16 protein-coding genes are annotated in these 20,586 nt (G+C 45.2%); 12 read left to right on the forward strand and 4 right to left on the reverse strand.

Features of this window, described 5'->3' with window-relative positions:
- Positions 1-205 precede the first annotated feature (205 nt).
- Positions 206-2,662: a hypothetical protein gene (locus GK047_RS13630; protein ID WP_163947273.1), complete on the forward strand. Its 2,457-nt coding sequence runs from the start codon at positions 206-208 to the stop codon at positions 2,660-2,662.
- A gap of 238 nt (positions 2,663-2,900) precedes the next feature.
- On the opposite strand, the gene GK047_RS13635 is transcribed toward GK047_RS13630, so the two are convergent.
- Positions 2,901-4,853, reverse strand: coding sequence for an ABC transporter ATP-binding protein (locus tag GK047_RS13635; protein WP_163947276.1), 1,953 nt, complete (start codon positions 4,851-4,853; stop codon positions 2,901-2,903).
- A 154-nt stretch (positions 4,854-5,007) separates the two neighbouring features.
- On the opposite strand from GK047_RS13635, the gene GK047_RS13640 reads away from it, so the two are divergent.
- The 9 genes from GK047_RS13640 (at position 5,008) to groL (ending at position 11,753) form a co-directional block, all read left to right on the forward strand.
- On the forward strand, positions 5,008-5,322 hold the full coding sequence (locus GK047_RS13640; protein ID WP_163947279.1) for an endonuclease/exonuclease/phosphatase family protein: 315 nt from the start codon (positions 5,008-5,010) through the stop codon (positions 5,320-5,322).
- A gap of 140 nt (positions 5,323-5,462) precedes the next feature.
- Positions 5,463-6,230 (forward strand): 5-formyltetrahydrofolate cyclo-ligase, encoded by a 768-nt coding sequence (locus GK047_RS13645; protein ID WP_163947282.1) that lies wholly within the window; start codon positions 5,463-5,465, stop codon positions 6,228-6,230.
- A gap of 13 nt (positions 6,231-6,243) precedes the next feature.
- Complete coding sequence (gene moaC, locus GK047_RS13650; protein WP_346010337.1) at positions 6,244-6,741, forward strand: cyclic pyranopterin monophosphate synthase MoaC; 498 nt, start codon at positions 6,244-6,246, stop codon at positions 6,739-6,741.
- A 58-nt stretch (positions 6,742-6,799) separates the two neighbouring features.
- A complete protein-coding gene (mog, locus tag GK047_RS13655) occupies positions 6,800-7,291 on the forward strand; it encodes a molybdopterin adenylyltransferase (RefSeq protein ID WP_163947285.1) in 492 nt (163 codons plus the stop codon).
- Positions 7,288-8,301 carry a molybdopterin-binding protein gene (locus tag GK047_RS13660; protein ID WP_163947288.1) on the forward strand — a complete coding sequence of 338 codons (1,014 nt, stop codon included), beginning with the start codon at positions 7,288-7,290 and terminating at the stop codon, positions 8,299-8,301. Before mog ends, GK047_RS13660 begins: the two co-directional genes overlap by 4 nt.
- Positions 8,302-8,320: 19 nt before the next feature.
- Positions 8,321-8,665: a twin-arginine translocase TatA/TatE family subunit gene (locus GK047_RS30160; protein WP_163947291.1), complete on the forward strand. Its 345-nt coding sequence runs from the start codon at positions 8,321-8,323 to the stop codon at positions 8,663-8,665.
- A gap of 72 nt (positions 8,666-8,737) precedes the next feature.
- On the forward strand, positions 8,738-9,505 hold the full coding sequence (tatC, locus tag GK047_RS13670) for a twin-arginine translocase subunit TatC (RefSeq protein WP_163947294.1): 768 nt from the start codon (positions 8,738-8,740) through the stop codon (positions 9,503-9,505).
- 243 nt (positions 9,506-9,748) lie between these two features.
- Positions 9,749-10,030: a co-chaperone GroES gene (groES, locus tag GK047_RS13675; protein ID WP_028553854.1), complete on the forward strand. Its 282-nt coding sequence runs from the start codon at positions 9,749-9,751 to the stop codon at positions 10,028-10,030.
- A 94-nt stretch (positions 10,031-10,124) separates the two neighbouring features.
- On the forward strand, positions 10,125-11,753 hold the full coding sequence (gene groL, locus GK047_RS13680; RefSeq protein WP_163947297.1) for a chaperonin GroEL: 1,629 nt from the start codon (positions 10,125-10,127) through the stop codon (positions 11,751-11,753).
- Positions 11,754-12,004: 251 nt separating this feature from the next.
- Here the strand turns inward: groL and GK047_RS13685 are convergent, their stop codons facing one another.
- Complete coding sequence (locus GK047_RS13685; protein ID WP_163947300.1) at positions 12,005-12,724, reverse strand: Calx-beta domain-containing protein; 720 nt, start codon at positions 12,722-12,724, stop codon at positions 12,005-12,007.
- Between the two features lie 1,301 nt (positions 12,725-14,025).
- On the opposite strand from GK047_RS13685, the gene GK047_RS13690 reads away from it, so the two are divergent.
- Positions 14,026-17,409: a glycosyl hydrolase 2 galactose-binding domain-containing protein gene (locus GK047_RS13690; RefSeq protein ID WP_163947303.1), complete on the forward strand. Its 3,384-nt coding sequence runs from the start codon at positions 14,026-14,028 to the stop codon at positions 17,407-17,409.
- Positions 17,410-18,465: 1,056 nt separating this feature from the next.
- Here GK047_RS13690 and GK047_RS13695 read toward each other — a convergent pair.
- Positions 18,466-19,059 carry a hypothetical protein gene (locus GK047_RS13695; protein ID WP_163947306.1) on the reverse strand — a complete coding sequence of 198 codons (594 nt, stop codon included), beginning with the start codon at positions 19,057-19,059 and terminating at the stop codon, positions 18,466-18,468.
- 259 nt (positions 19,060-19,318) lie between these two features.
- Positions 19,319-19,648, reverse strand: a complete 330-nt coding sequence (locus GK047_RS13700; RefSeq protein ID WP_163947309.1) for a hypothetical protein — start codon at positions 19,646-19,648, stop codon at positions 19,319-19,321.
- 202 nt (positions 19,649-19,850) lie between these two features.
- Here GK047_RS13700 and GK047_RS13705 point away from each other — a divergent pair, with 202 nt between their 5' ends.
- A complete protein-coding gene (locus GK047_RS13705; RefSeq protein WP_163947311.1) occupies positions 19,851-20,276 on the forward strand; it encodes a GNAT family N-acetyltransferase in 426 nt (141 codons plus the stop codon).
- The last annotated feature ends 310 nt before the right edge of the window (positions 20,277-20,586 follow it).

Raw genomic sequence — 20,586 nt, forward strand, 5'->3', positions numbered from 1 at the left:
TGTGGATAACAATGTGGAAAAGGGAAAAAAGACTGATAGAGAGGCAGATTATGCCTCTCTTTTTATGTGGATAACGATGTGAATAAGTGAATAAGTGAAAATCACGCATACTGGAATTATCGGAACAATCCGTCAGTAGCAGGCGTTGGATAGGTTTCCCATTGGTTGAAAATGCTATAAGTAAAAAACGATCGAGGGAATATCTATGAAACGAAGAGGATTCGTTCCTATTGTGGGTATCTTTATTATTTTGTTGGAGTTGTCCACAGGCGCAGCTCATGCTGCAGGTTTGGAAGTAAAAACGAATGGTAATGAAGAAAAGCAGGTAACGGTTGTTTCTATACCTGCCTTGTCGTTTCAAGAGCTGCAGCCTAATCAGTTGGCGGCTCTTCCTAATCTGAGGCGTTTAACGGAACATAGCGCCATTGGCGCTATGAATATCCGCACATCGAACAGAGCGATGCAAGATGTCTACGTTACGCTTGGAGCAGGAGCTTCTGCTATAGGAGTCTCCAAAGCTCAGGCTTTTGATTCGCAGGAAAGCAGGGAAGGCGTTCAAGCTTCGCAGCTTTTACGGCGTTATTTAGGGTATTCAGAGCACGATCAGCCCTTTCAAAATGAAGGGCAGTTAGTTGTTCCTGACATCACAATGCTGCAAGGGGTAAATGTAAATCAATCAGCAGATGCCGTGCCAGGTGCTTTAGGTGACGTGTTAAAGGAGCATCATATCCATCGAGTCGCACTGGGCAGCAGTGATCTGGGCCTATCCAACGTAGAAGAGAAAAAACTAAGAAGATTTGGCGCTCAAATGTTGATGGATTCGCAAGGCATTGTGGATAAAGGAGCTATTGGTGAGGCAACGAAGGTAGTTGCTGTGGATAGACCGTTTGGTGTGAAGACGGATTATACACAGTTGCTGACTTTATGGAATCGAGAGATGATTGGTCAGAAAAGCATAGTTCTTATTGAACTAGGTGACCTGTATAGACTTTACGCAGATCAAGAGCACTACAGTGCTGCCCGTTTTCAAGAGCTTAAAGAGCATGTCTTGCAAGAGATGGATGAATGGATAGGACTTATAGCAGCCCGTATGACGTCACAAAATAGTCTCTGGATCTTTTCACCTGAAGTACATGGACAAGCAGCAAAAGCAAAATCCTATTTATCCCCAACCCTTCATTATTATTCTGAAAGTAAGGAAAGCTTATTAGTTTCGGAATCAACTCGCAGGTTGGGTGTCGTAACAGCGCAAGATTTTACGGTAACCTTGTTAAGAGAGTTCAATGTACCTGCTTTGGGCGGCATGATTGGACTGCCAATTACATCTAAGCAAACCGAGCAAGCATTGGTATCGCTGCTTCATGATGAAGCGAATATGCAGACCGTTTATCGGATCCGCCCGCTACTGCTCTATCCCTTTGTTACTTTTGAGATTATCGTCTTACTTACAAGCCTGTTGTATGTTTTGTTTATAAAAAGAGGAGAAGATTCCATTGCATCTAATGGATGGATAGCAAGATGGAAGCGGCACTGGAGGCGCAGTGTACGTATGCTGCTTTTATCTGTATTAACCGCTCCCGTCATAATGCTTTTATTAGGATGGCTAGTTGCGCCATTGACATCAAACTTAGGGGTACAAGCAGCTATTGCAGGGATCGTTATTTTATTCGTAATAGGTGCCTTACTGTTGGCTGTGAGCATAGAGAAATGGCGTTTATCTTCAGCGATGCTCTGGCTTGGATGTGGAACTGCCGGGATCATCGCCATGGATGGCAGTACGGGCGCGCATGCTATGAAATATTCCGCATTGGGCTATGATCCGATGATAGGCGCTCGCTACTATGGGATCGGCAATGAGTGCATGGGCGTTCTCATCGGCGCTCTTGTCCTAGGGGTGACGGCGGCCTTTCAGCGACGTTATGATTCAGCGCCTGCCCGCGCGGCCAGCGGGCTTGATGAGGCGGCTCCGCGTAAGCATACGCTCGCGGAGCTGGAAACAGCTGCCGCGGCCGAGGCCCAAGCAGCAGCAGCTAAGCCTTCGCGCACCGCAGCGCTGTTGGCGTGCGCAGCGTTCTTGCTCGTGACGGTGTGCTTAGCCGCACCGTCCTTGGGCGCGAATGCGGGCGGCGCGCTCAGCGCCGTAGTCGCCTTCGGCGTAGCCGGCGTGCGCTGCTTCGCCGGTGAACGCTGGCGTGAGCTGCGGTTCAGCAGGGGCGCAGCCCTGCTGGCGCTGCTGCTCGCGCTAGGGCTTTTGGCGCTGTGGCTGCTCAACAGCGCGGATTCCCCCGCGGCGGCAGCGCGGGAGAGCCATGTCGGGCGCGCGTTTCACGCGCTGCGCGAGGGGAGGTTTGATCAGATTGGACATCTGATCGTACGCAAGCTGCGGATGAACGTGCACCTGATCCGTGCATCCGTTTGGAGCAAAGTGCTCATCACGAGCCTGTTCGTAATGGCTGTCCTCGTGCTCCGTCCGCGCGGGCGGCTTCGCTTATGGCAGCACAAATACCCATACTGGATGTACGGGTTCTCGGCTAACATGATTGGAGCTATAGCGGCGCTGCTGCTCAACGATTCCGGCATTGTGGCAGCGGCCACCTTAATTATTTATGTCGCCGTACCTATGTTACTTTTGCGGATGCAGGAGCAAGAGGCTTCTTACTAAGCTTGATCTACCGTGTTCACTAATGCAACGCTAGGAAAACAGAAGAATTGTTTCAGCAGATAAAATAATTTAAGCGTTACAGCCGAGCTCCTCTATGGGGCACAAGTTGTAACGCTTTTTTAGTCTTACAGTTACCGTGTTTTCTTTATTTTTAGTACGTTGTTGCCGAGAAAAATAGCTGCTCTTTGAGTAGCCATTTAGTTCTCAGTCCTTAAAGTCAGCCTAATTTGCTCAAATGCTAAGCAAGCAATGTCTCCCAATCCTCGTAGAAAGAAGCGAGCTCGTTCTTTTTCAGATCTACGGCCGCGTTTTTCTCCTGTACGAGCATATAATCATTGTAAACGGCCGGGTCGGCCAGTTCTGCTTCCAGAGCGGACACTTCCTCTTCCACTCGGGCAATGTCCTGCTCCAGCTGCTCGAGCTTTCGTTGGCGGCTGCGTTCTTCGCGTTTCGCGAGCTTGTCTGCCTCATACCCGCCGGCGGTGCTCCCACCAGCTGTAGCGCCAGCGGTTGCAGATGGATGAGCGGCTTTTTTCTCAGCCTCTTTAGCAAGACGCTTCGCTTCCATTTCGGCCAGTTCGGCTTTTTTCTCCACATAATCATCGTAATTGCCCAGATAACTTGTGAGTCCATCAGGTTTCAGATCTAGCATGCTTTCCGCCATTTTATTGAGGAAATAGCGATCATGAGAGATGAAAAGGAGCGTGCCTTCATAATCCATCAACGCGGATTCCAGCACTTCTTTACTATACAAATCAAGATGGTTGGTAGGCTCATCGAGAATGAGTACATTTGCTTTTTGCAGCATTAGCTTCGCAAGGGCCACGCGGGCTTTCTCGCCGCCGCTAAGAGAAGCAACCTTCTTGAACACATCTTCTCCGCTAAAAAGGAAGCTGCCCAGCACTGTACGAATACGAGCTTCCTCCAGGTGCGGATAAGTATTCCATACTTCTTCGAGCACTGAATTCGTGGGTGTAAGTCCAGTTTGCTCCTGATCATAGTATCCAATCGTTACGTTGGCGCCCCATTTGAAAATACCTTCGTCCTGGTTATGCTGTCCGATTAATGTTTTCAGCATCGTTGATTTCCCGACACCATTTGGCCCAATCAGCGCAGCCGTTTCAGATCGGCGTAATTGGAAGGAGACATTTTCTAACAGGCGCTTCTTCCCGTCATAGGAAAGGGCCAGTCGGTCGACCTGGAGGACTTCTTTCCCAGAGGTTTGCTCAATTTCAAAAGAAAAGGAAGCACGCTTCAAATCGCCCATCGGCTTGTCGAGTCGGTCCATCTTTTCCAACGCCTTGCGGCGGCTCTGCGCTCTTTTGGTCGTTGAGGCGCGAACGATATTGCGCTGAACGAAATCCTCCAGCTTAGCAATCTCGCCTTGCTGCTTCTCATATTGTTTCATCTCAATCTCATAGTTGGCTTCTTTGATCTCAATGAATCTGGAATAGTTACCGGTATAACGCTTAGAAGCGTTACGCTCAATTTCATAGATGGAGGTGACTAGGGCATCCAAGAAAAATCGATCATGAGATACGACCAGAATGGCTCCCGGATAGCCTCGCAAATAGCCTTCCAACCAGGTTAACGTTGGGATGTCCAGATGGTTTGTCGGCTCATCAAGCATAAGCAGATCAGGTTCTTCGAGCAGCATTTTGGCAAGCGCAAGTCTTGTTTTTTGTCCGCCGCTTAATGTTTGCACCGGGGTTTCAGGTGGGAACTGACCGAAACCCATGCCATGAAGAATGCCGCGGATTTTGGCTTCGATTTCGTAGCCACCATGCTCACGGAACCATTCAGACCGCTGAGCATAACGGTTCATCGTAGATTCATATTTCTTTTCGTCGGAGATGAGACTCGGATCAGCCATTAACGCTTCAAGCTCACGCAGCTCTTTCTCTGTCTCCAGCAATGAACTGAATACGCTCAATAATTCATTCCAAATCGATTTTTCCGTATGAAGTCCACTATTTTGTTTTAAATATCCGATTTTGGTTTCTTTGGCTTTGAACAAGTCCCCGCTGTCATAGGACAACTCGCCTGCAATGACTTGAAGCAAGGTAGATTTGCCCGCGCCATTTACACCAACTAAGCCGATGCGTTCCTTATTTTCAATTTGTAACGTTATATTCGATAGTACAGAGCGAACTCCATAACTTTTAGAAAGATTAGAAACCTGCAATAGCATCTGATCTGCTACCTCCTGCTTATTAATGAAAGAACTTAGGGAAACCACGATATCAGCGTTTGGAAAAATCCCCATCAATTCACTAGTATACACCATGCGCGGGGCCATCGTATGCTTAAATTTAATGGAACAAGGACGGATGGGGGAACGAAAGATGAGATGGTTATCGCTTTCGCGGATCGGCGGTTTGTTAGTTCTGCTGCTAGTTACCACATTAATGAGCACATGCGCAACGGTCTCAGTAGCCTCCCCGAATGCACAGATTACAACGATTCAGGCTTGGAATTCGATGGTTACTCCTGCATCCTTCACTATCATGACGTTAAATATTCACCATGGTGAAGGTTTAGACGGTCAAGTAAATTTAAACCGAATCGCGGAGCTATTAAAAAAAGAGCATACTGATATCATTGCGCTTCAGAAGCTTGCTTGGTATTCAGGGGCCCTTTGTACTGGCTGGCGATTTTAATATGGAAGCTGATCCTGATAAGTTGAAAGCTGTATTAGCGATTGGCCATATAATTCCTCTGCGGGAGGATTTTCTTCCACCTATACGGGCGGACAGGAAATCGATCATCTCTTTGCGAATCTGATACAGGGGCAGCCGGCATGGACGTTTCAGACCGCTGCTTCGGATCATTTTGCTGTCGTGGCGCGTATTCTCCTGGGGCCAAGGGTGCGAGTATAGTTTTTTTCCTTGTTTATGTTAAAATGGGGGAAACCACTCCTCGTTATGGAAGGGCTGAAGCGTTTATGAACATCCGAGAGCGGAAAATTGAATTGCGTAAGGAAATGGAACAAGTACGTGCTTCCTTAACGCCAGAAGAACGAAAAGATAAGCAATTGCGAATTCATCAAAGAATGGTCAAGCTAAGTTCCGAAAGGTTGCTCGGAGAGTCACCTGCTCCCATTTCCGACACCACAACCATTCTTACCTATATGCCGTTTCGTTCAGAGCCTGATGTTGCGCCCTACATGGAATGGTGCTGGCAGCAGGGAATTCGTGTGCTGCTGCCGAAGGTTGTAGCAGATTCGAAAACAATGGACCTGCATATTGTGAAGAGCTATGAAGATTTGGAAAGCGGTGCTTACGGAATCAGAGAACCTCGGAGCGAGGGGCCTGTGGAGCATGATTTATCCCGCATCTCAATGATCGTGGTGCCTGGTCTTGCTTTTGACATGGATTTCGGAAGGCTTGGATACGGTGGTGGGTTCTATGATCGATTCATGCAGCTCTTTGCAGCTCAGGGGTTGAAAAGACCATTAGCTGTGGCAGCGGCTTTCGACAGGCAGCTAATCTCCCAAGTACCTTCATCTTGGCATGATTTTCGAGTGGATGGCTTGATTACGGAGAGTAAGATGATCTTTAAATCATAACCATTCTAGAGAGGTGAGACCACTGAACGATTCTCCACAATTGACCCATTTCAATGAACAAGGACGAGCCCGAATGGTGGATATTTCGGATAAAGTGGAAACGAAGCGTACCGCAACGGCACGTTCGACCTTGATTATGAAAAGGGAAACATTGGATTTAATTAAACAGGGTAAAATGAAAAAAGGCGATGTGCTCGCTGTAGCACAAGTAGCTGGCATTATGGCTGCCAAAAAAACGTCAGATTGGATTCCTATGTGCCATCCCATTGCACTGACAGGGATTGATATTCAGTTTAGCGATAACAGCAACAACGAACTGTACATAGAAGCGACCGTGCGTACGACAGGACCAACGGGTGTGGAGATGGAGGCACTTACAGCTGTATCTGCCGCAGCGTTAACGGTTTATGACATGTGTAAAGCTGTGGAGAAGGATATGATAATTAGCTCCACCTTGCTAGTCCTCAAAACAGGTGGGAAAAACGGGGATTTTCATAGAAATGATCAATAGGACAACCACTCTATAAGTGAGGTTATCTCATTCAGTTAATAAGGGAGAGGTGACATGGATGCACTGGAAAGTTGGAATTTTGACAGCCAGTGACCGCGGTTACCGGGGAGAACGAGAAGATACAAGCGCTCAGGTAATCCGGGAGCTGATTGAAGAGGAAATTCAGGGCGAGATCATTGAGTACCGGGTCGTTCCGGATGAGATGGATGAAATTATGGCTTCTTTAATTGAAATGACCGACTATTATCAGGCAGACTTGATCTTGACCACAGGCGGTACGGGGCTTGCACCCAGAGATGTGACACCTGAGGCGACACTTAATGTGATTGATCGTGTGGCGCCAGGATTTGCCGAGGCGATGCGTATGACATCGATGCAAAAAACACCGAAGTCTATGCTTTCAAGAGCCGTTTCTGGCATTCGGGGGCGTACCTTGATTATTAATCTTCCAGGCAGCCCGAAGGGTGTGCAGGAGAATTTAATGGCGATTATTGACCAGCTTCCCCATGCGCTCGGCATTTTAACGGGCAAAGAGGGTGACCACGGATGAGTAGGTCGGAATCAATGCTGCGCGAAGTGAAGGTGGAAGATGCGATAGGTATGATTCTGCCGCATGATCTTACACAAATCTTGCCTGGTGAGTTCAAGGGGCGTCTGTTTCGTAAAGGACATCAAGTAACGGAGGCCGATGTTCCTGCGCTTTTGAGCATCGGCAAAGAGCATATCTATGTCATGGAGCTGCAGCCTGGTTATCTTCATGAAGATGAGGCTGCTTTGCGTATGGCTCATGCGCTTCAGGGCGAGAACCTCACGCTGACGGAGCCGCATGAAGGCAAAGTCAACGTGAAATCGGCTATTCACGGCATCGTCAAGATCGATAAGTCGTTTATTGATTGTGTGAACGATATGGATCAGCTCGTCATGTCAACGATTCGCTCGAATACAGTCGTTGCGGCGGGAGCATCGCTTGTCGGTACACGCGTCATCCCGCTAATCATTGAGGAAGCGAAAATCGTGGAAGTCGAGCGTCTTGCCGCTGCACATAAGGAAACAGGCTCCGCCTTAATTGAGGTGAAGCCGTTTCGCAAGCTGCGCGTTGGGGTTATTACAACGGGCAGCGAGGTGTTCAAAGGCCGAATAAAGGATAAATTCGGTCCCGTTGTTCGGGAGAAAGTCGCGCAGCTCGGCTCCGAGGTCGTGGATCAGCGCTTCGTGTCTGACGACAGCGAAGCGATTGTTCGGGAGATTCACGCGCTAAGGGAGCTGGGCGTGGATCTGATCTTGGTCACGGGCGGCATGTCCGTGGACCCGGATGACCGCACGCCCGGCGCGATTAAGATGGCCGGCGCTCGTGTCGTCAGCTATGGGACACCCATGCTGCCGGGCTCTATGCTCATGATCGCCTATCTAGGCGATCTGCCGATTATGGGACTCCCGGGTTGTGTAATGCATGACCCGTTCACGTCTTTCGATGTATTGCTCCCACGCATTTGTGCGGGAGAGGAGATTGTCCGCCGCGATATTACTGACATGGGCTATGGCGGATTTTATCAATGTTAATTCATGGAGGTGAAGTTCCATGTTTCAAAATATCGGATTCACCGAGATTTTATTGATTGCGATTGTGGCTTTGGTTTTGTTTGGCCCACAAAAGCTGCCTGAAATCGGTCGTGCGGTTGGGCGCACAATCAGCGAGTTCAAGAAAGGCACGCGGGAGCTGCTGAGCGACAAGCCGCTCGTTCAGCCGGCGGCTGAAACGCCAGCGAATCCTACAGCGACGCAAAGTGCTGCGGAGTCAGAAGTAATACCCGCAGCCATACATGAAAGTAATGTATCAGCGGCGTCAGCTGCTTCGAATGCAGAGCCCGAAGCGTCAACGGCGGAGCCTGCTTCACGGAGTAATACGCGTCGGCTGCCGGACTAAGGCTGTACGTTAAAATTTTAACATAAGCCTGAGCTTACCCAGATTCGATTCACAAAATTAGGTTGGTGAAACATGACAACGAACGAAGAAATGTCGCTCGTGGAGCACCTTGGCGAGCTTCGTAAGCGGATAATGTGGGTATTGGTCGTATTGGTCGTATTGGTCATTGGGATGGTAGGCGGGCTTATCCTAGCTAAGCCTATTATTAGATATTTGAAAAACATTCCTCCGGCGAGTGGAATCGCTTGGCATGTTTTCTCGCCCTGGGACGCACTTCGCCTTTATATGAACTTTGGTTTGGTTGTGGGGATACTCATCACCTTGCCTGTTGCACTTTATCATATTTGGGCATTCGTAAGGCCGGGGCTACGGGAAGTGGAGCAGAAAGCTTCGATTATGTACGTACCCTATGCTTTCTTCTTGTTTTTGTTAGGCATCGCTTTTGGCTATTTTGTCGTATTTCCGATGGCTTTTTATTTTACTACGTCGATTAGTAAAAGCCTTGAAATCACGGAATTGTATGGGGCAGCCCAATATTTTTCCTTCATGTTCAATATCATTTTGCCATTGGCCATCGTGTTTGAGATGCCGATTGTTGTAATGTTTCTTACGAAAATTCGGTTGCTGAACCCGAAGCGCTTGCAAAAATTCAGAAGGTACGCGTACATGCTGCTCGTAATTTTGTCTACGGTGATTACCCCGCCGGATGCGATCTCAGCCGTTTTAGTTGCCGTACCGCTGATCATTTTGTATGAGTTTAGCGTTTTTATGTCGGGTTTCATTTATCGTAAACAGCTATTGAAGGATGCGGAATGGGAGCGGGAGTTCGGTCCTAAATAAAAAAACAAAAACAGTCAGCTCATCGAATCATCGAGGCAGGCTGTTTTTCTTTTGGCTTGGGAATATTTGCTTTTCATTTGGGTAGAATGAGGGGGGTGCTCGAAGTTTGGAAAATGTGTAAAAGGACTTGCAAATTACGGTTAAAATGAGTATCATAAGAGGTGTTGTTAGCACTAAACACATTCGAGTGCTAATAAAGCAATCTACAATCCACTACCTATTTCTAAAGGAGGCTATTTTTCCATGATCAGACCGTTAGGTGATCGAGTAATCATTGAAGCCGTTGCGAAAGAGGAGACGACTGCAAGCGGCATCGTGCTGCCAGATACAGCTAAAGAAAAACCGCAAGAGGGTAAAGTTGTAGCGGTAGGCGCAGGCGCTTTGAAAGATGGCGTACGTGTTCCGCTTGAAGTAAGCGAAGGCGACCGCATCATTTTCTCCAAATACGCTGGAACTGAAGTGAAATACGAAGGCCGCGAACTGTTGATCTTGCGCGAAAGCGATATTCTCGCAGTATTAGCCTAATTTAGCAGGATATAGTTCGGTTCGAAGTATACTTAGTTTTTACTGTTTTGCTACTTACTATGTAATGTTTTAAATTAGAGGAGGTTTCCTATTCATGGCTAAAGAAATTAAGTTCAGTGAAGACGCTCGTCGCGCGATGCTTCGTGGGGTTGATGCGCTTGCGAATGCTGTTAAAGTAACCCTCGGTCCTAAAGGCCGTAACGTAGTTCTTGAGAAAAAATTCGGCAGCCCGTTGATCACGAATGACGGTGTGACGATTGCGAAAGAAATCGAGCTTGAAGATGCTTTCGAAAACATGGGAGCTCAACTTGTTAAAGAAGTTGCTACCAAAACAAATGATGTTGCTGGTGACGGTACGACAACTGCAACGGTTCTAGCTCAAGCTATGATCCGTGAAGGTCTGAAAAACGTAACTGCAGGCGCTAACCCAATGGTTATCCGCAAAGGTATCGAGAAAGCTGTTAGAGCGGCTGTTGAAGAGCTGCAAGCGATCGCGAAACCAATCGAAGGCAAACAATCCATCGCACAAGTAGCTGCTATCTCCGCTGCTGACGATGAAGTAGGTCAACTGATTGCTGAAGCTATGGAAAAAGTAGGAAAAGACGGTGTTATCACTGTTGAAGAATCCAAAGGATTCCTTACTGAGCTTGAAGTTGTAGAAGGTATGCAATTCGACCGTGGCTACACATCCCCATACATGATCACTGACACGGATAAAATGGAAGCTGTCCTAGACAACCCATACATCCTAATCACTGACAAAAAAATCTCGAACATCCAAGAAATCTTGCCTGTTCTTGAAAAAGTGGTTCAATCCGGTAAACAGCTTCTGATTATTGCTGAAGATGTTGAAGGCGAAGCACAAGCAACTTTGGTTGTAAACAGACTTCGTGGTACATTCACTTGCGTAGCTGTAAAAGCTCCAGGCTTCGGCGATCGTCGTAAAGCAATGCTGGGCGATATCGCTGCTCTAACTGGCGGTCAAGTAATCACAGAAGAGCTTGGATTGGATCTGAAATCCACGACTCCTGACCAATTGGGTAGCGCGCGTCAAATCCGCGTAACCAAAGAGAACACAATCATCGTTGATGGCGCTGGCGACAAAAAAGACATCGGCGCACGTGTTACACAAATTCGTGCACAATTGGAAGAAACTACTTCCGATTTCGATAAAGAAAAACTACAAGAGCGTTTGGCTAAACTTTCTGGCGGCGTAGCTGTTATCAAAGTTGGCGCAGCGACTGAAACTGAGCTTAAAGAGCGCAAATTGCGTATCGAAGATGCTCTGAACGCAACGCGTGCAGCTGTTGAAGAGGGTATCGTTTCCGGTGGTGGTACTGCCCTAGTGAACGTATACAACGCAGTAGCTAAAGTAGTAGCTGTTGGCGACGAGCAAACAGGCGTAAACATCATCCTGCGCTCCCTAGAAGAGCCAGTTCGCACAATCGCAGCTAACGCTGGTCAAGAAGGCTCCGTTATCGTTGAGCGCCTCAAGAATGAAAAAGTAGGCATCGGCTATAACGCAGCAACTGGCGAGTGGGTTAACATGTTCGAAGCAGGTATCGTTGACCCTGCGAAAGTAACACGCTCCGCGCTGCAAAACGCAGCTTCCGTAGCGGCTATGTTCCTGACAACAGAAGCGGTTATCGCTGATAAACCTGAAAAAGACAAACCAGGCATGCCTGATATGGGCGGCATGGGTGGAATGGGCGGCATGATGTAATAAGGGGGATAAACCCTTATGCATGAAGGGTTTCCTTGAGAGGAAACCCCCGTTTGACCACATTGTGTAAATAAAGAGGCTTCTCATGAGTTCATCGAACTTGTGAGAAGCCTCTTTGTTTATTGTTTGGTTACGTGTAGGTAATCGGTCTTTGTTGTCGCGTCGTCTTTATGCCCAAGCGAATCTCAATCAATCGTACGACAGCCTCTGCAAGCAACGGCGTATATGCGCTTTTACTATTTGTATTTAAATTAATCTTGGTCCCTTATAATTACATTCGTGGTTGCATAGGTCTTATTGTTTCTTGTCAAATCCACGCGGAAATTCTCTAGACCTTCAGGTATTGAATCATCCGTAAGCCTCATTTTAATTGTTTGGCTTGTTTCGCCATCTTTAAAAATAATTTTTTGATCTTGGCTATCATGAAGATTTGGGAAAAAATCAATCCCTTTCTCTGCAGACCGACTATGTGTGAAATACCAGGCATAAACAGTTCCGTGACTATTACCTTTGCGAATTACTTTGACTGTTGCGATTCCTGATTCTTCAATCACCATCTGAGCCAAAGTTTCAAATTCAAAAGTATAGGTTGGTTTTGGTTCATAGTATACAGTTCTACTAATCTCCTCCGTGACTCCGGATGTTGATGTCGCCCTAACCGTCACTTTTTTATAGCCACTTTCTAATCCAGTGAATGATATCTCTTTTTCAAAATGATGTCCCCAATAATCACTTTGCATTGGGAAAGAACGGTCCTCAACATTCACCGTTAGTTGGTCTAAATTACGATCATTCCGAATATGAGCAATAACGTCTAGCGTTGGTCCTACGGCTAAATTATCCACCTCAAACCAGGACAAACCTAATTCCTCTTCTGCATGAGCTCTTATTGGGAGCAAACCCATAGAAAGTAGTGTGACGACTAGTAAAAAGGAAATCAGTTTCTTTTGAATGTTTTTAGATACAATCATAATCTAGCAACCTCCTATTATTATTATTATTTTAACCACCTAATTTTAGTGTTAATAGTAAATATTTGTAATAGGCTTATGGAGCTAATCTTTCTATTAAACTAGTAAAACAGTGTCGAAAAAACGAAAGCCCCACTGACCTTAATTGGTTGGTGTTGTTTTCTTCAAAATACGTACCGATTTGCCCCGGCAGAAGAAAAAATGTCTTATCATGGAAGTTTCCGAAATCTTGACTTTCTCGGATGGTAAAAAAGAGAGCATTCAATGATAGGAATTCCTATGGACAGTGTGGCTGGTTCAGGATAAAAATGATAATCCAATGCCTTGCATACTAATTTTAGGAATAAAAACTCTCGGATCGGGGATTATCTCAAACAAATAAAAGACTTTCATGAGTTCATTGAACTTGTGAAAGTCTTTTATTCTGCTTACCGGATAGGTGTAGATTGTGTCATGGGCTCATATATCGTAAGATTGAAATGGTCGACTTTATGCACAATTGAAATTTCTTCTATAGTACGTTTCATAAGAAGCATTTAGTCTGGTCGAACTGCCGGATGTACCCCGATCAACAATTTTTCGTATGATATCTCCATCTACCTCATAGATTGTATATAGACAAACGAAATTAAGCTCGTTAAAATTCATACAATCATTGGTTATTCTGTATAACGACTTATTAATCGACTTAATCTGTATACAAGATAACCAACAGCGAGCTCGTATCGTTCCACCTCGGAGTTAAGATAATCCCTTTCAGTCCGAAATTCCTCTGAAAAGGAGCGAAGTTCATCTGTTGACCTTTCGTGTATTCAAGGATCGCCTGAATTTCATTTCCAGAATGCGGCTGAAGTAAAAGTATAAAAACTTTGTAGAGACCTGAAAAGTTAGCGTTATGCTTTTGGAAAAAGGGAGCCCAGAATTTGTACTCATTTGGCCTTTTTGCTTTAAAAGCACCGACATGGAAGTTAGGATGGACTGGTGATGACATTTGGGATATATTGCGCAGCACAAAAATCCAACGACTCCTACACCTACAAGCCAATAGGGTAATTTAGCAAGGTAACCTCCCGTAAGTACAAGAACAGGTCCAATAACTGGAAGTGTAACCCACTTAATTGTCCCAAGAGTTCCAGCCGATTTGAAAAGAGACGCAAACGTTTTGGCCGGCCCAATCAAAAACTTATTCCGCAAGATGGCTGTATTCATGAGAGGGGTGATGTGGAGCACGGTTTATTTTGCTTTTATTGTTTAAAAGTTAAAGCGCTTTAACATTTTACATCCAGTAGGAGGGGAAATCTATGCATTTAGGCAAAGCGTTCAGGAAATCATTCATTTTCATGTTAGCTCTATTATTTGTTGCAACTAGTACGCCACTGGCTCAGGTAGGAACTGCAAAGGCGGCCGAAGTGGAAGCGGTTGTCGCAGCAGACTCAGACTCTTTAATTGCCGCATCAAACGCTTTTCCGTTAATCCAGAACTGGGAAATACAGTCATCGGCAATTGCAACCGCGAACGGATCGAAAATTTCAACATCCGGCTTTACAACAACCGCTTGGTTCGGCACAACGGTTCCCAATACAGTTCTGGGAGCGTTAGTTAATGCCGGCAATATTAAAGATCCATATATTGGCCAAAATATGGCTTATATCGACGAAAGCAGATTCACAGTTCCATGGTGGTATCGCACGGAATTTACACTGCCTGAGTCAGAGGACGGCAAGAAAATCGCAGTCAATTTCCAAGGCATCAACTACAAAGCGGACATTTGGGTTAATGGCAAGCAAATAGCCAAAAGCTCGGATATTGTCGGCTCTTTCCGCAGTTATGAATTGGATATTACAGATTATGTGACCGCCAACGGTACGACCAAAAACACGCTTGCCGTTCAAGTCACTCGGCCTGATTATTTGAAAGACTTGACGATCTATTGGGTCGATTGGGTTCCTAGGCCGGCAGATAACAACATGGGACTATGGCGCGATGTCGTTATTAAAACCAGCGACACGGTAAAAACGCGCAACCCATTTGTTACCTCGACAGTGGATGCCAATCTTGCTGCAGCTCATCTCAACGCCTATGTGGAATTAAGCAATACGAGTCAAGCGGACGTAAAAGGGGCCGTATATGCTACAATTAAAGACCCTTCAGGCGTTGCCGTTACGAGTATTTCGAAGGCTGTCACTGTAAAAGCCGGAGCCAAGGATCAGGAAGTCTCCTTCCAAGGGATCAACGTCGCCAGTCCTCAACTCTGGTGGCCGATCAATATGGGTGACCATCCATTGTATACAGTCGACTTCAGTTTTAAGGCAAGCGGCAAAGTTTCCGATAGTGTCGTACAAAAATTCGGAATCCGCGAAATTTCAACGGAAATGAATGTATCCCCGTCCACTTCGGTTGATCCACCGCTCAAAGATATGGTGCAATTCTATGTTAACCATAAGCCTGTTCTGATCAAGGCGGGGGGCTATTCGCCTACAGATCTTCTCCTGCGTCGTGACCAGAATGCGAACAACGCGGTTGTTCAATACGTGAAAGATATGGGCTTGAACACCATTCGCGACGAAGGCAAGTTCTTTGACGATCAGTTGCTGCAGCTTTTGGACGAGAACGGCATCCTATTCATGGCGGGATGGGTATGCTGCGACAGATGGCAGCAGCCGGCTTCATTCACTGATGATGAAGCCAAAATCGCCGGAGCATCCCTATACTCTCAGCTTCGTGAATTAAGGGTACATCCGAGCATGATTGCTTGGTTGAACGGAAGCGACAATCCTCCGTCTTATGGCGATATGACGGACCAGCCGCCAGGCTCGACTGTCAAGCGCGGTAAATTTATCGAGCAGATGTATCTGGATTTGGAACATCAGATGCATTGGGAAGATTTCAGCGCTATCATCTCAAGTGCCTCCGCCAAGGTAGCGGAATTAACCAGTACGGTGGGCGGTATGCATATGGATGCTACATATGATTACGCGCCTCCGGCGATGTACTTCGAAGACATGAAATTAGGCGGCGCATTCGGGTTTACCTCGGAAGCAGGTCCCGGTCCTAGCTTGCCTGTCATTGAAACCTTTAAGAAAATTTTACCGGCAAGCGCACTCTGGCCTTATAACGTAGGTGGAGACAACTATCAGCAGTGGAATTACCATGCATCGAGACAAGCTTTCGGGAAATTAGAAGTGTTCCAGAAGGCGCTGGACAGTCACTATGGATCATCCAATAACTTGGAAGAATTTAATATTAAAGCGCAAGTGCAGCAATATGACGCGCAGCGCGCGCAGTTTGAAGCCGTGAACGCCAACAAATACACCAAGGCGTCAGGCTGGATTCAATGGATGCTCAACAATTCATTCCCAAGCTTATACTGGAATCTATTCGACTTTTATTTGAATCCGAACGGGTCTTACTTCGGGGTCAAGAAAGCGAATGAGCCGATTCACATTATGTTCGATTACGCTTCTAAGGAAGTTAAAATTCTCAACAGCACGAAAGATGCTTACTCGGGCTTGAAAGCCAATGTAAAAGTCTACAATATCGACAGCACCAAAGTTTATGACAAAGCGTTCAATAACCTGAACGTTTCTCCGGATGGAGCAAGTCCGTCTGTGGGCGGAAAGCCTAAAAAGGTCGGTTATGAAACGATCAATTTCGGGGGCAAAATCAAAACGGCGAACGGCATTACGATTGTGAACAAACTGAATGAAGATACGCTTAATCTATCGCCTACCTATTTCATTCGGTTGGAATTGCGAGATGCCAGCAACCAGGTTATCAGTGTGAATACCTATGCCCAAACGAAGAAAAAGGATCTCGTCAGATACCAGAATCACGATTGGAACTACACGCCTCAGGATCAATATGCTGACTTCACGGAATTGCAAAGGTTGAACCCGGTTGACTTGCAACTCATCAGCTCTAAGGCTGTGACAACAGGTTCCCAACAAACGCTTACGTATACCGTTAAAAATAACGGCAGCGACATTGCTTTTGCGGTATTCGCCAAGATCAAGAAAGACACAGGAGGAGATCTTGTAGCACCAGTCATAATCGAGGACAACTACTTCGTACTGCTTCCGGGCGAACAAAGAACCCTGAAAGCCGAATATGCTGTCTCTGATTTAAACGGAGCGATACCGATCGTCGCATTGGATTGCTACAACAACATTATCACCAAGAAAACCCCAATGCCAACAACTCCTGATCTTGCAAAAGGGAAAAAGGCGACCGCGTCATCCACGGAAACGGGAGGAAGTGTTTCATCCCCAACGAACAATGCCGTGGATGACAGTGTGTTCACCGAATGGCAGAGCAATTCCCAAGACGCATCCGGCAAAGATCCGCAATGGCTCTCTGTCGATCTCGGGGCGTCTAAGAAAATCAATCGAACCATCATCAGATGGGGTTTTGAAAACTATGCGCGTGATATTATCATCCAGGCTTCCGATGACAACAAAACATGGCAAACTGTCGCTACGGCAACAAACCAATACGGATCGACAGTGAGCGACATTGCTTTTAATTCACTTACCAAGCGTTATGTTAAAATTATCATGTCCGGCAAGCGGCCAGGAGCTCCTCAAGTAGGCAGTGGCGGTTCGGGGCAAAGGTTCACCGGAATGGATGCTGTCCCGGCAGCGAAATCTTTTAAAATCGGTGCGTTTGAAGTCTATGGATCCAACTGATTTCATCGATAAGGGGGCTGTCTCAATAGAGTAAGGGGATTGAGACAGTCCCGAATTTAAGAGAGGAAGCCTCCAAAACCACGTTAAAAGTGGGGCTGGGGGCTTCTTTTATTTAGGAGTGAATATTCAAACCTGAAATATTCACAGCCTAACCTTCAATCATCGCAACCTCTAGTAGTATCATCAATTGCATATTTGTATTCAATAATTGACATTGTTGGGCAATAATAAACGGGCTTGGGCAACCCGCTTGCAGGTTTGTATAATTAGCTGGCAAGATTTGCTCCCCTGCTAATGTCAGATGTAGATCATGTTTTTGGTGAAGTAGTCTGTTATAATCGTGACTTAGTGGATTCGGTTCATAGCCCAGTAAATAAATTTAAGCGGACATATCCGTTTGTGTCTTAATATTCGGAATGCTGTATGGAATCGTTTCCCATATTAATTCTTCCAATGCCTCTTGCAAAAGCACACAAACATGTTGAACAGGATTGGTTGGACAATATACAATAATAAGATGCCATCTAAATGGTTCTGCATAATGGTCGCATGGCTTAATATCGTAGGCAGTATCGAAATGTAACTGAACGAATGAAGTGATAATGCATATACAATCCGCTCGTACTATTAAGGAAGTTGCTTTTAACTTTTAGTCGTTCCTGAGAACCAGAGGCGTTAATTTCAATCGCATGATCGTTATAAGCTGAGCCCCATGCTAAATAAGCCCGAACGATGCTAAAACTAAAATGACTAAAACAAATTACTTATTTTTCCTTATCTATATTGGGATGGCATTGGATACATGAACGTTTTTTTCTGTTAAATAGTTCCATTATATCCCATCCCATCTTTGTCGGTATAATATCGATTCAACAACTATTGTGAGGGCATAATGTTCGTTTTCATTCAAAATGAAAAGGCCGCTCTTACTCCGCTAGTGGAAGTGAGCGACTTACTCAACATAACATATGCATAGAAGTATTTGAGGGACTGCATCAGAGGCAAAATCCGCAGATGTACATTTTAAGGTTAGATAATGCATTGATTAAAACATGTTTAAACTTGCGCAGCATGCTGGAACTTCCTAATGATAACAGAAGATGCGAGATAAACAATCGTAACCAACAATCCTGAGAAAATACCTAATACTGAAGCAATAGTCGTGTCTGGTGGAATTAGATTCAGCTTCAATGTCATACAGAAAACGAGTAGGCTGACAGTGGAATAAATAATAAAGCAATTTGCTGTGCGAGAAATATCAAATATGCGTTTTTTTTGAGTTATTTTTATGACGATTAATGATAGAAGTGCACCTATGGAACCAAAGAGAATAGGAGTCGCGTTCAGCCAAATATCACTATTATAGAATCTGAAATTTAGAAACATGATCCCAATTAATGAATTTGTGGCCACAAAATAAATAATTGAGATTCTTTCTCTTGCTTTCGGAGCAATAAAACAACTTGTAGTTAGGTAGGTAAATGTACAAAAAGCGCTGAAAAAACATTTGTAAACAGTAGCGCCGATTGATAAGTCGTGATTACTTGGCATTCCAACTAACAGTTGAAAGAATAATTCATTAGTACCAATCAACAAATATTTAACCACAACGATTGCAGGTACAAATAACACCCATCGTAATGCATTCATCTCTAAAACCTCCAAATCTCGCTAGCAGTGGTATATTCTAATAATCTGCACAAACCGAGAAAATTTTACCATACGAAGTAGGCCTTGTATACTAATTTTAGGCATAAAAAATCCCGGATCGGGAATCATCTCAAACAAAAAGAGACTTTCATGAGTTCATTGAACGTGTGAAAGTCTTTTATTCCTATTTACCACATAGGTGCAAAGTTGTCTCATGGGCTCATATATCGTAAGATTGAAAGGGTCGAAGATTATGGAGCTATTGCTCCTGCGGTTCTTGCTGCTTGCTCACTTGCTGCGGCGTTTTGGACAGATGCTTCTTAAGTTCAGCATGTTTGCTAACCAGTTGTTTGGCTAAATCTGCCTCTAAGCGGATACACGTATTTACTTCTTCTTTCAGTTTACTGATTCGACTCATTTTGCTGCTTAAATCGCTGGGTGAAGAGCTTATTTTGATATCTCTTTGCAATTGATTTATTTTAGAAAGTGCTTTATCTTTCTTTTTCTTCTCATTTTTACTTTTCATTTGAATATCTGCAATATCGCTGTTTAACCGAGTTATTATCGCTTGAGTGAAACTAATAGACATTCGAACACCTCTTAATAATTTTAGTGGAGCTTCGCCCCATTCTACTATAGATAGCTTGTTTATGCGAATATGTCCTGCATATGCAGGGACGAACGGGAGCGGTTGTCTCAAATTGTAACGTAATTATTGTGGACAGATCATTTTGTAGGTAGCTTCTATTTATGTGAATAGATTTTGGCTATAGCTGACGGGAGGTTAAATTATGTATCAAATAACTGAAGATGCCGGTGGCATCGAGGTGGATAAGCAAGCTGTATTAACTGGATTGCAAGCTTATAATTACAGTAAATTACCTGAAGCCATTAGAGATAATTATCAGCAAATTAATCTATATGTAAGAGACGCGGAAGGTGTTATTCGCGGAGGTTTGCTGTCTTCCTACAGATGGGACTATGTGGAGGTTCATATCCTGTGGTTGGATGATTCATTGCGGTATGGGGGTTACGGAAGTAAACTGTTGAATATCATTGATGCCAAAGCGCGTGAATTAAACTGTAAGCTTATTAAGCTGGATACGTTTAGTTTTCAAGCGCTTGATTTTTATAAGAAGAATGGGTTTCAGGTGTACGGACAAATCGATGACGTAGCGGGTGGGAACACACATTACTATTTGATGAAAAGGCTATAAGCCAGCCATTTCCTTTACGAGAGCATGATACACCTTCCTATTCACCCGTATTTTCTTGAAATGCTTGGACGTCATACTTAATTTCGGATGAAATTAGCCTAATTATTTGTCAAGTAGGCTATGGTACATTCCTCAGACTAGGGATAAACGTATATTAACACAAACCTATATGAGGAGCTGATTCAATCATGGCTTTCCAACCTATTGATGGCAAATTTCAATGTCCCCCAGCGGACCCTATAATGACAGATCCACAAAGAATCGTAAGAGACTACTACCACCCACAGAAGGTTCAAGTTGTTCATCCGAT

Source organism: Paenibacillus sp. SYP-B3998, assembly GCF_010820665.1.
Classification (GTDB): domain Bacteria; phylum Bacillota; class Bacilli; order Paenibacillales; family NBRC-103111; genus Paenibacillus_E.

Coding starts and splice junctions, on each gene's coding strand:
- GK047_RS13630 (WP_163947273.1), top strand. CDS start 206: ATGAAACGAAGAGGATTCGTTCCTATTGTGGGTATCTTTATTATTTTG.
- GK047_RS13635 (WP_163947276.1), bottom strand. CDS start 4,853: ATGCTATTGCAGGTTTCTAATCTTTCTAAAAGTTATGGAGTTCGCTCT.
- GK047_RS13640 (WP_163947279.1), top strand. CDS start 5,008: ATGAGATGGTTATCGCTTTCGCGGATCGGCGGTTTGTTAGTTCTGCTG.
- GK047_RS13645 (WP_163947282.1), top strand. CDS start 5,463: ATGGACGTTTCAGACCGCTGCTTCGGATCATTTTGCTGTCGTGGCGCG.
- mog (WP_163947285.1), top strand. CDS start 6,800: ATGCACTGGAAAGTTGGAATTTTGACAGCCAGTGACCGCGGTTACCGG.
- GK047_RS13660 (WP_163947288.1), top strand. CDS start 7,288: ATGAGTAGGTCGGAATCAATGCTGCGCGAAGTGAAGGTGGAAGATGCG.
- GK047_RS30160 (WP_163947291.1), top strand. CDS start 8,321: ATGTTTCAAAATATCGGATTCACCGAGATTTTATTGATTGCGATTGTG.
- tatC (WP_163947294.1), top strand. CDS start 8,738: ATGACAACGAACGAAGAAATGTCGCTCGTGGAGCACCTTGGCGAGCTT.
- groES (WP_028553854.1), top strand. CDS start 9,749: ATGATCAGACCGTTAGGTGATCGAGTAATCATTGAAGCCGTTGCGAAA.
- groL (WP_163947297.1), top strand. CDS start 10,125: ATGGCTAAAGAAATTAAGTTCAGTGAAGACGCTCGTCGCGCGATGCTT.
- GK047_RS13685 (WP_163947300.1), bottom strand. CDS start 12,724: ATGATTGTATCTAAAAACATTCAAAAGAAACTGATTTCCTTTTTACTA.
- GK047_RS13690 (WP_163947303.1), top strand. CDS start 14,026: ATGCATTTAGGCAAAGCGTTCAGGAAATCATTCATTTTCATGTTAGCT.
- GK047_RS13695 (WP_163947306.1), bottom strand. CDS start 19,059: ATGAATGCATTACGATGGGTGTTATTTGTACCTGCAATCGTTGTGGTT.
- GK047_RS13700 (WP_163947309.1), bottom strand. CDS start 19,648: ATGTCTATTAGTTTCACTCAAGCGATAATAACTCGGTTAAACAGCGAT.
- GK047_RS13705 (WP_163947311.1), top strand. CDS start 19,851: ATGTATCAAATAACTGAAGATGCCGGTGGCATCGAGGTGGATAAGCAA.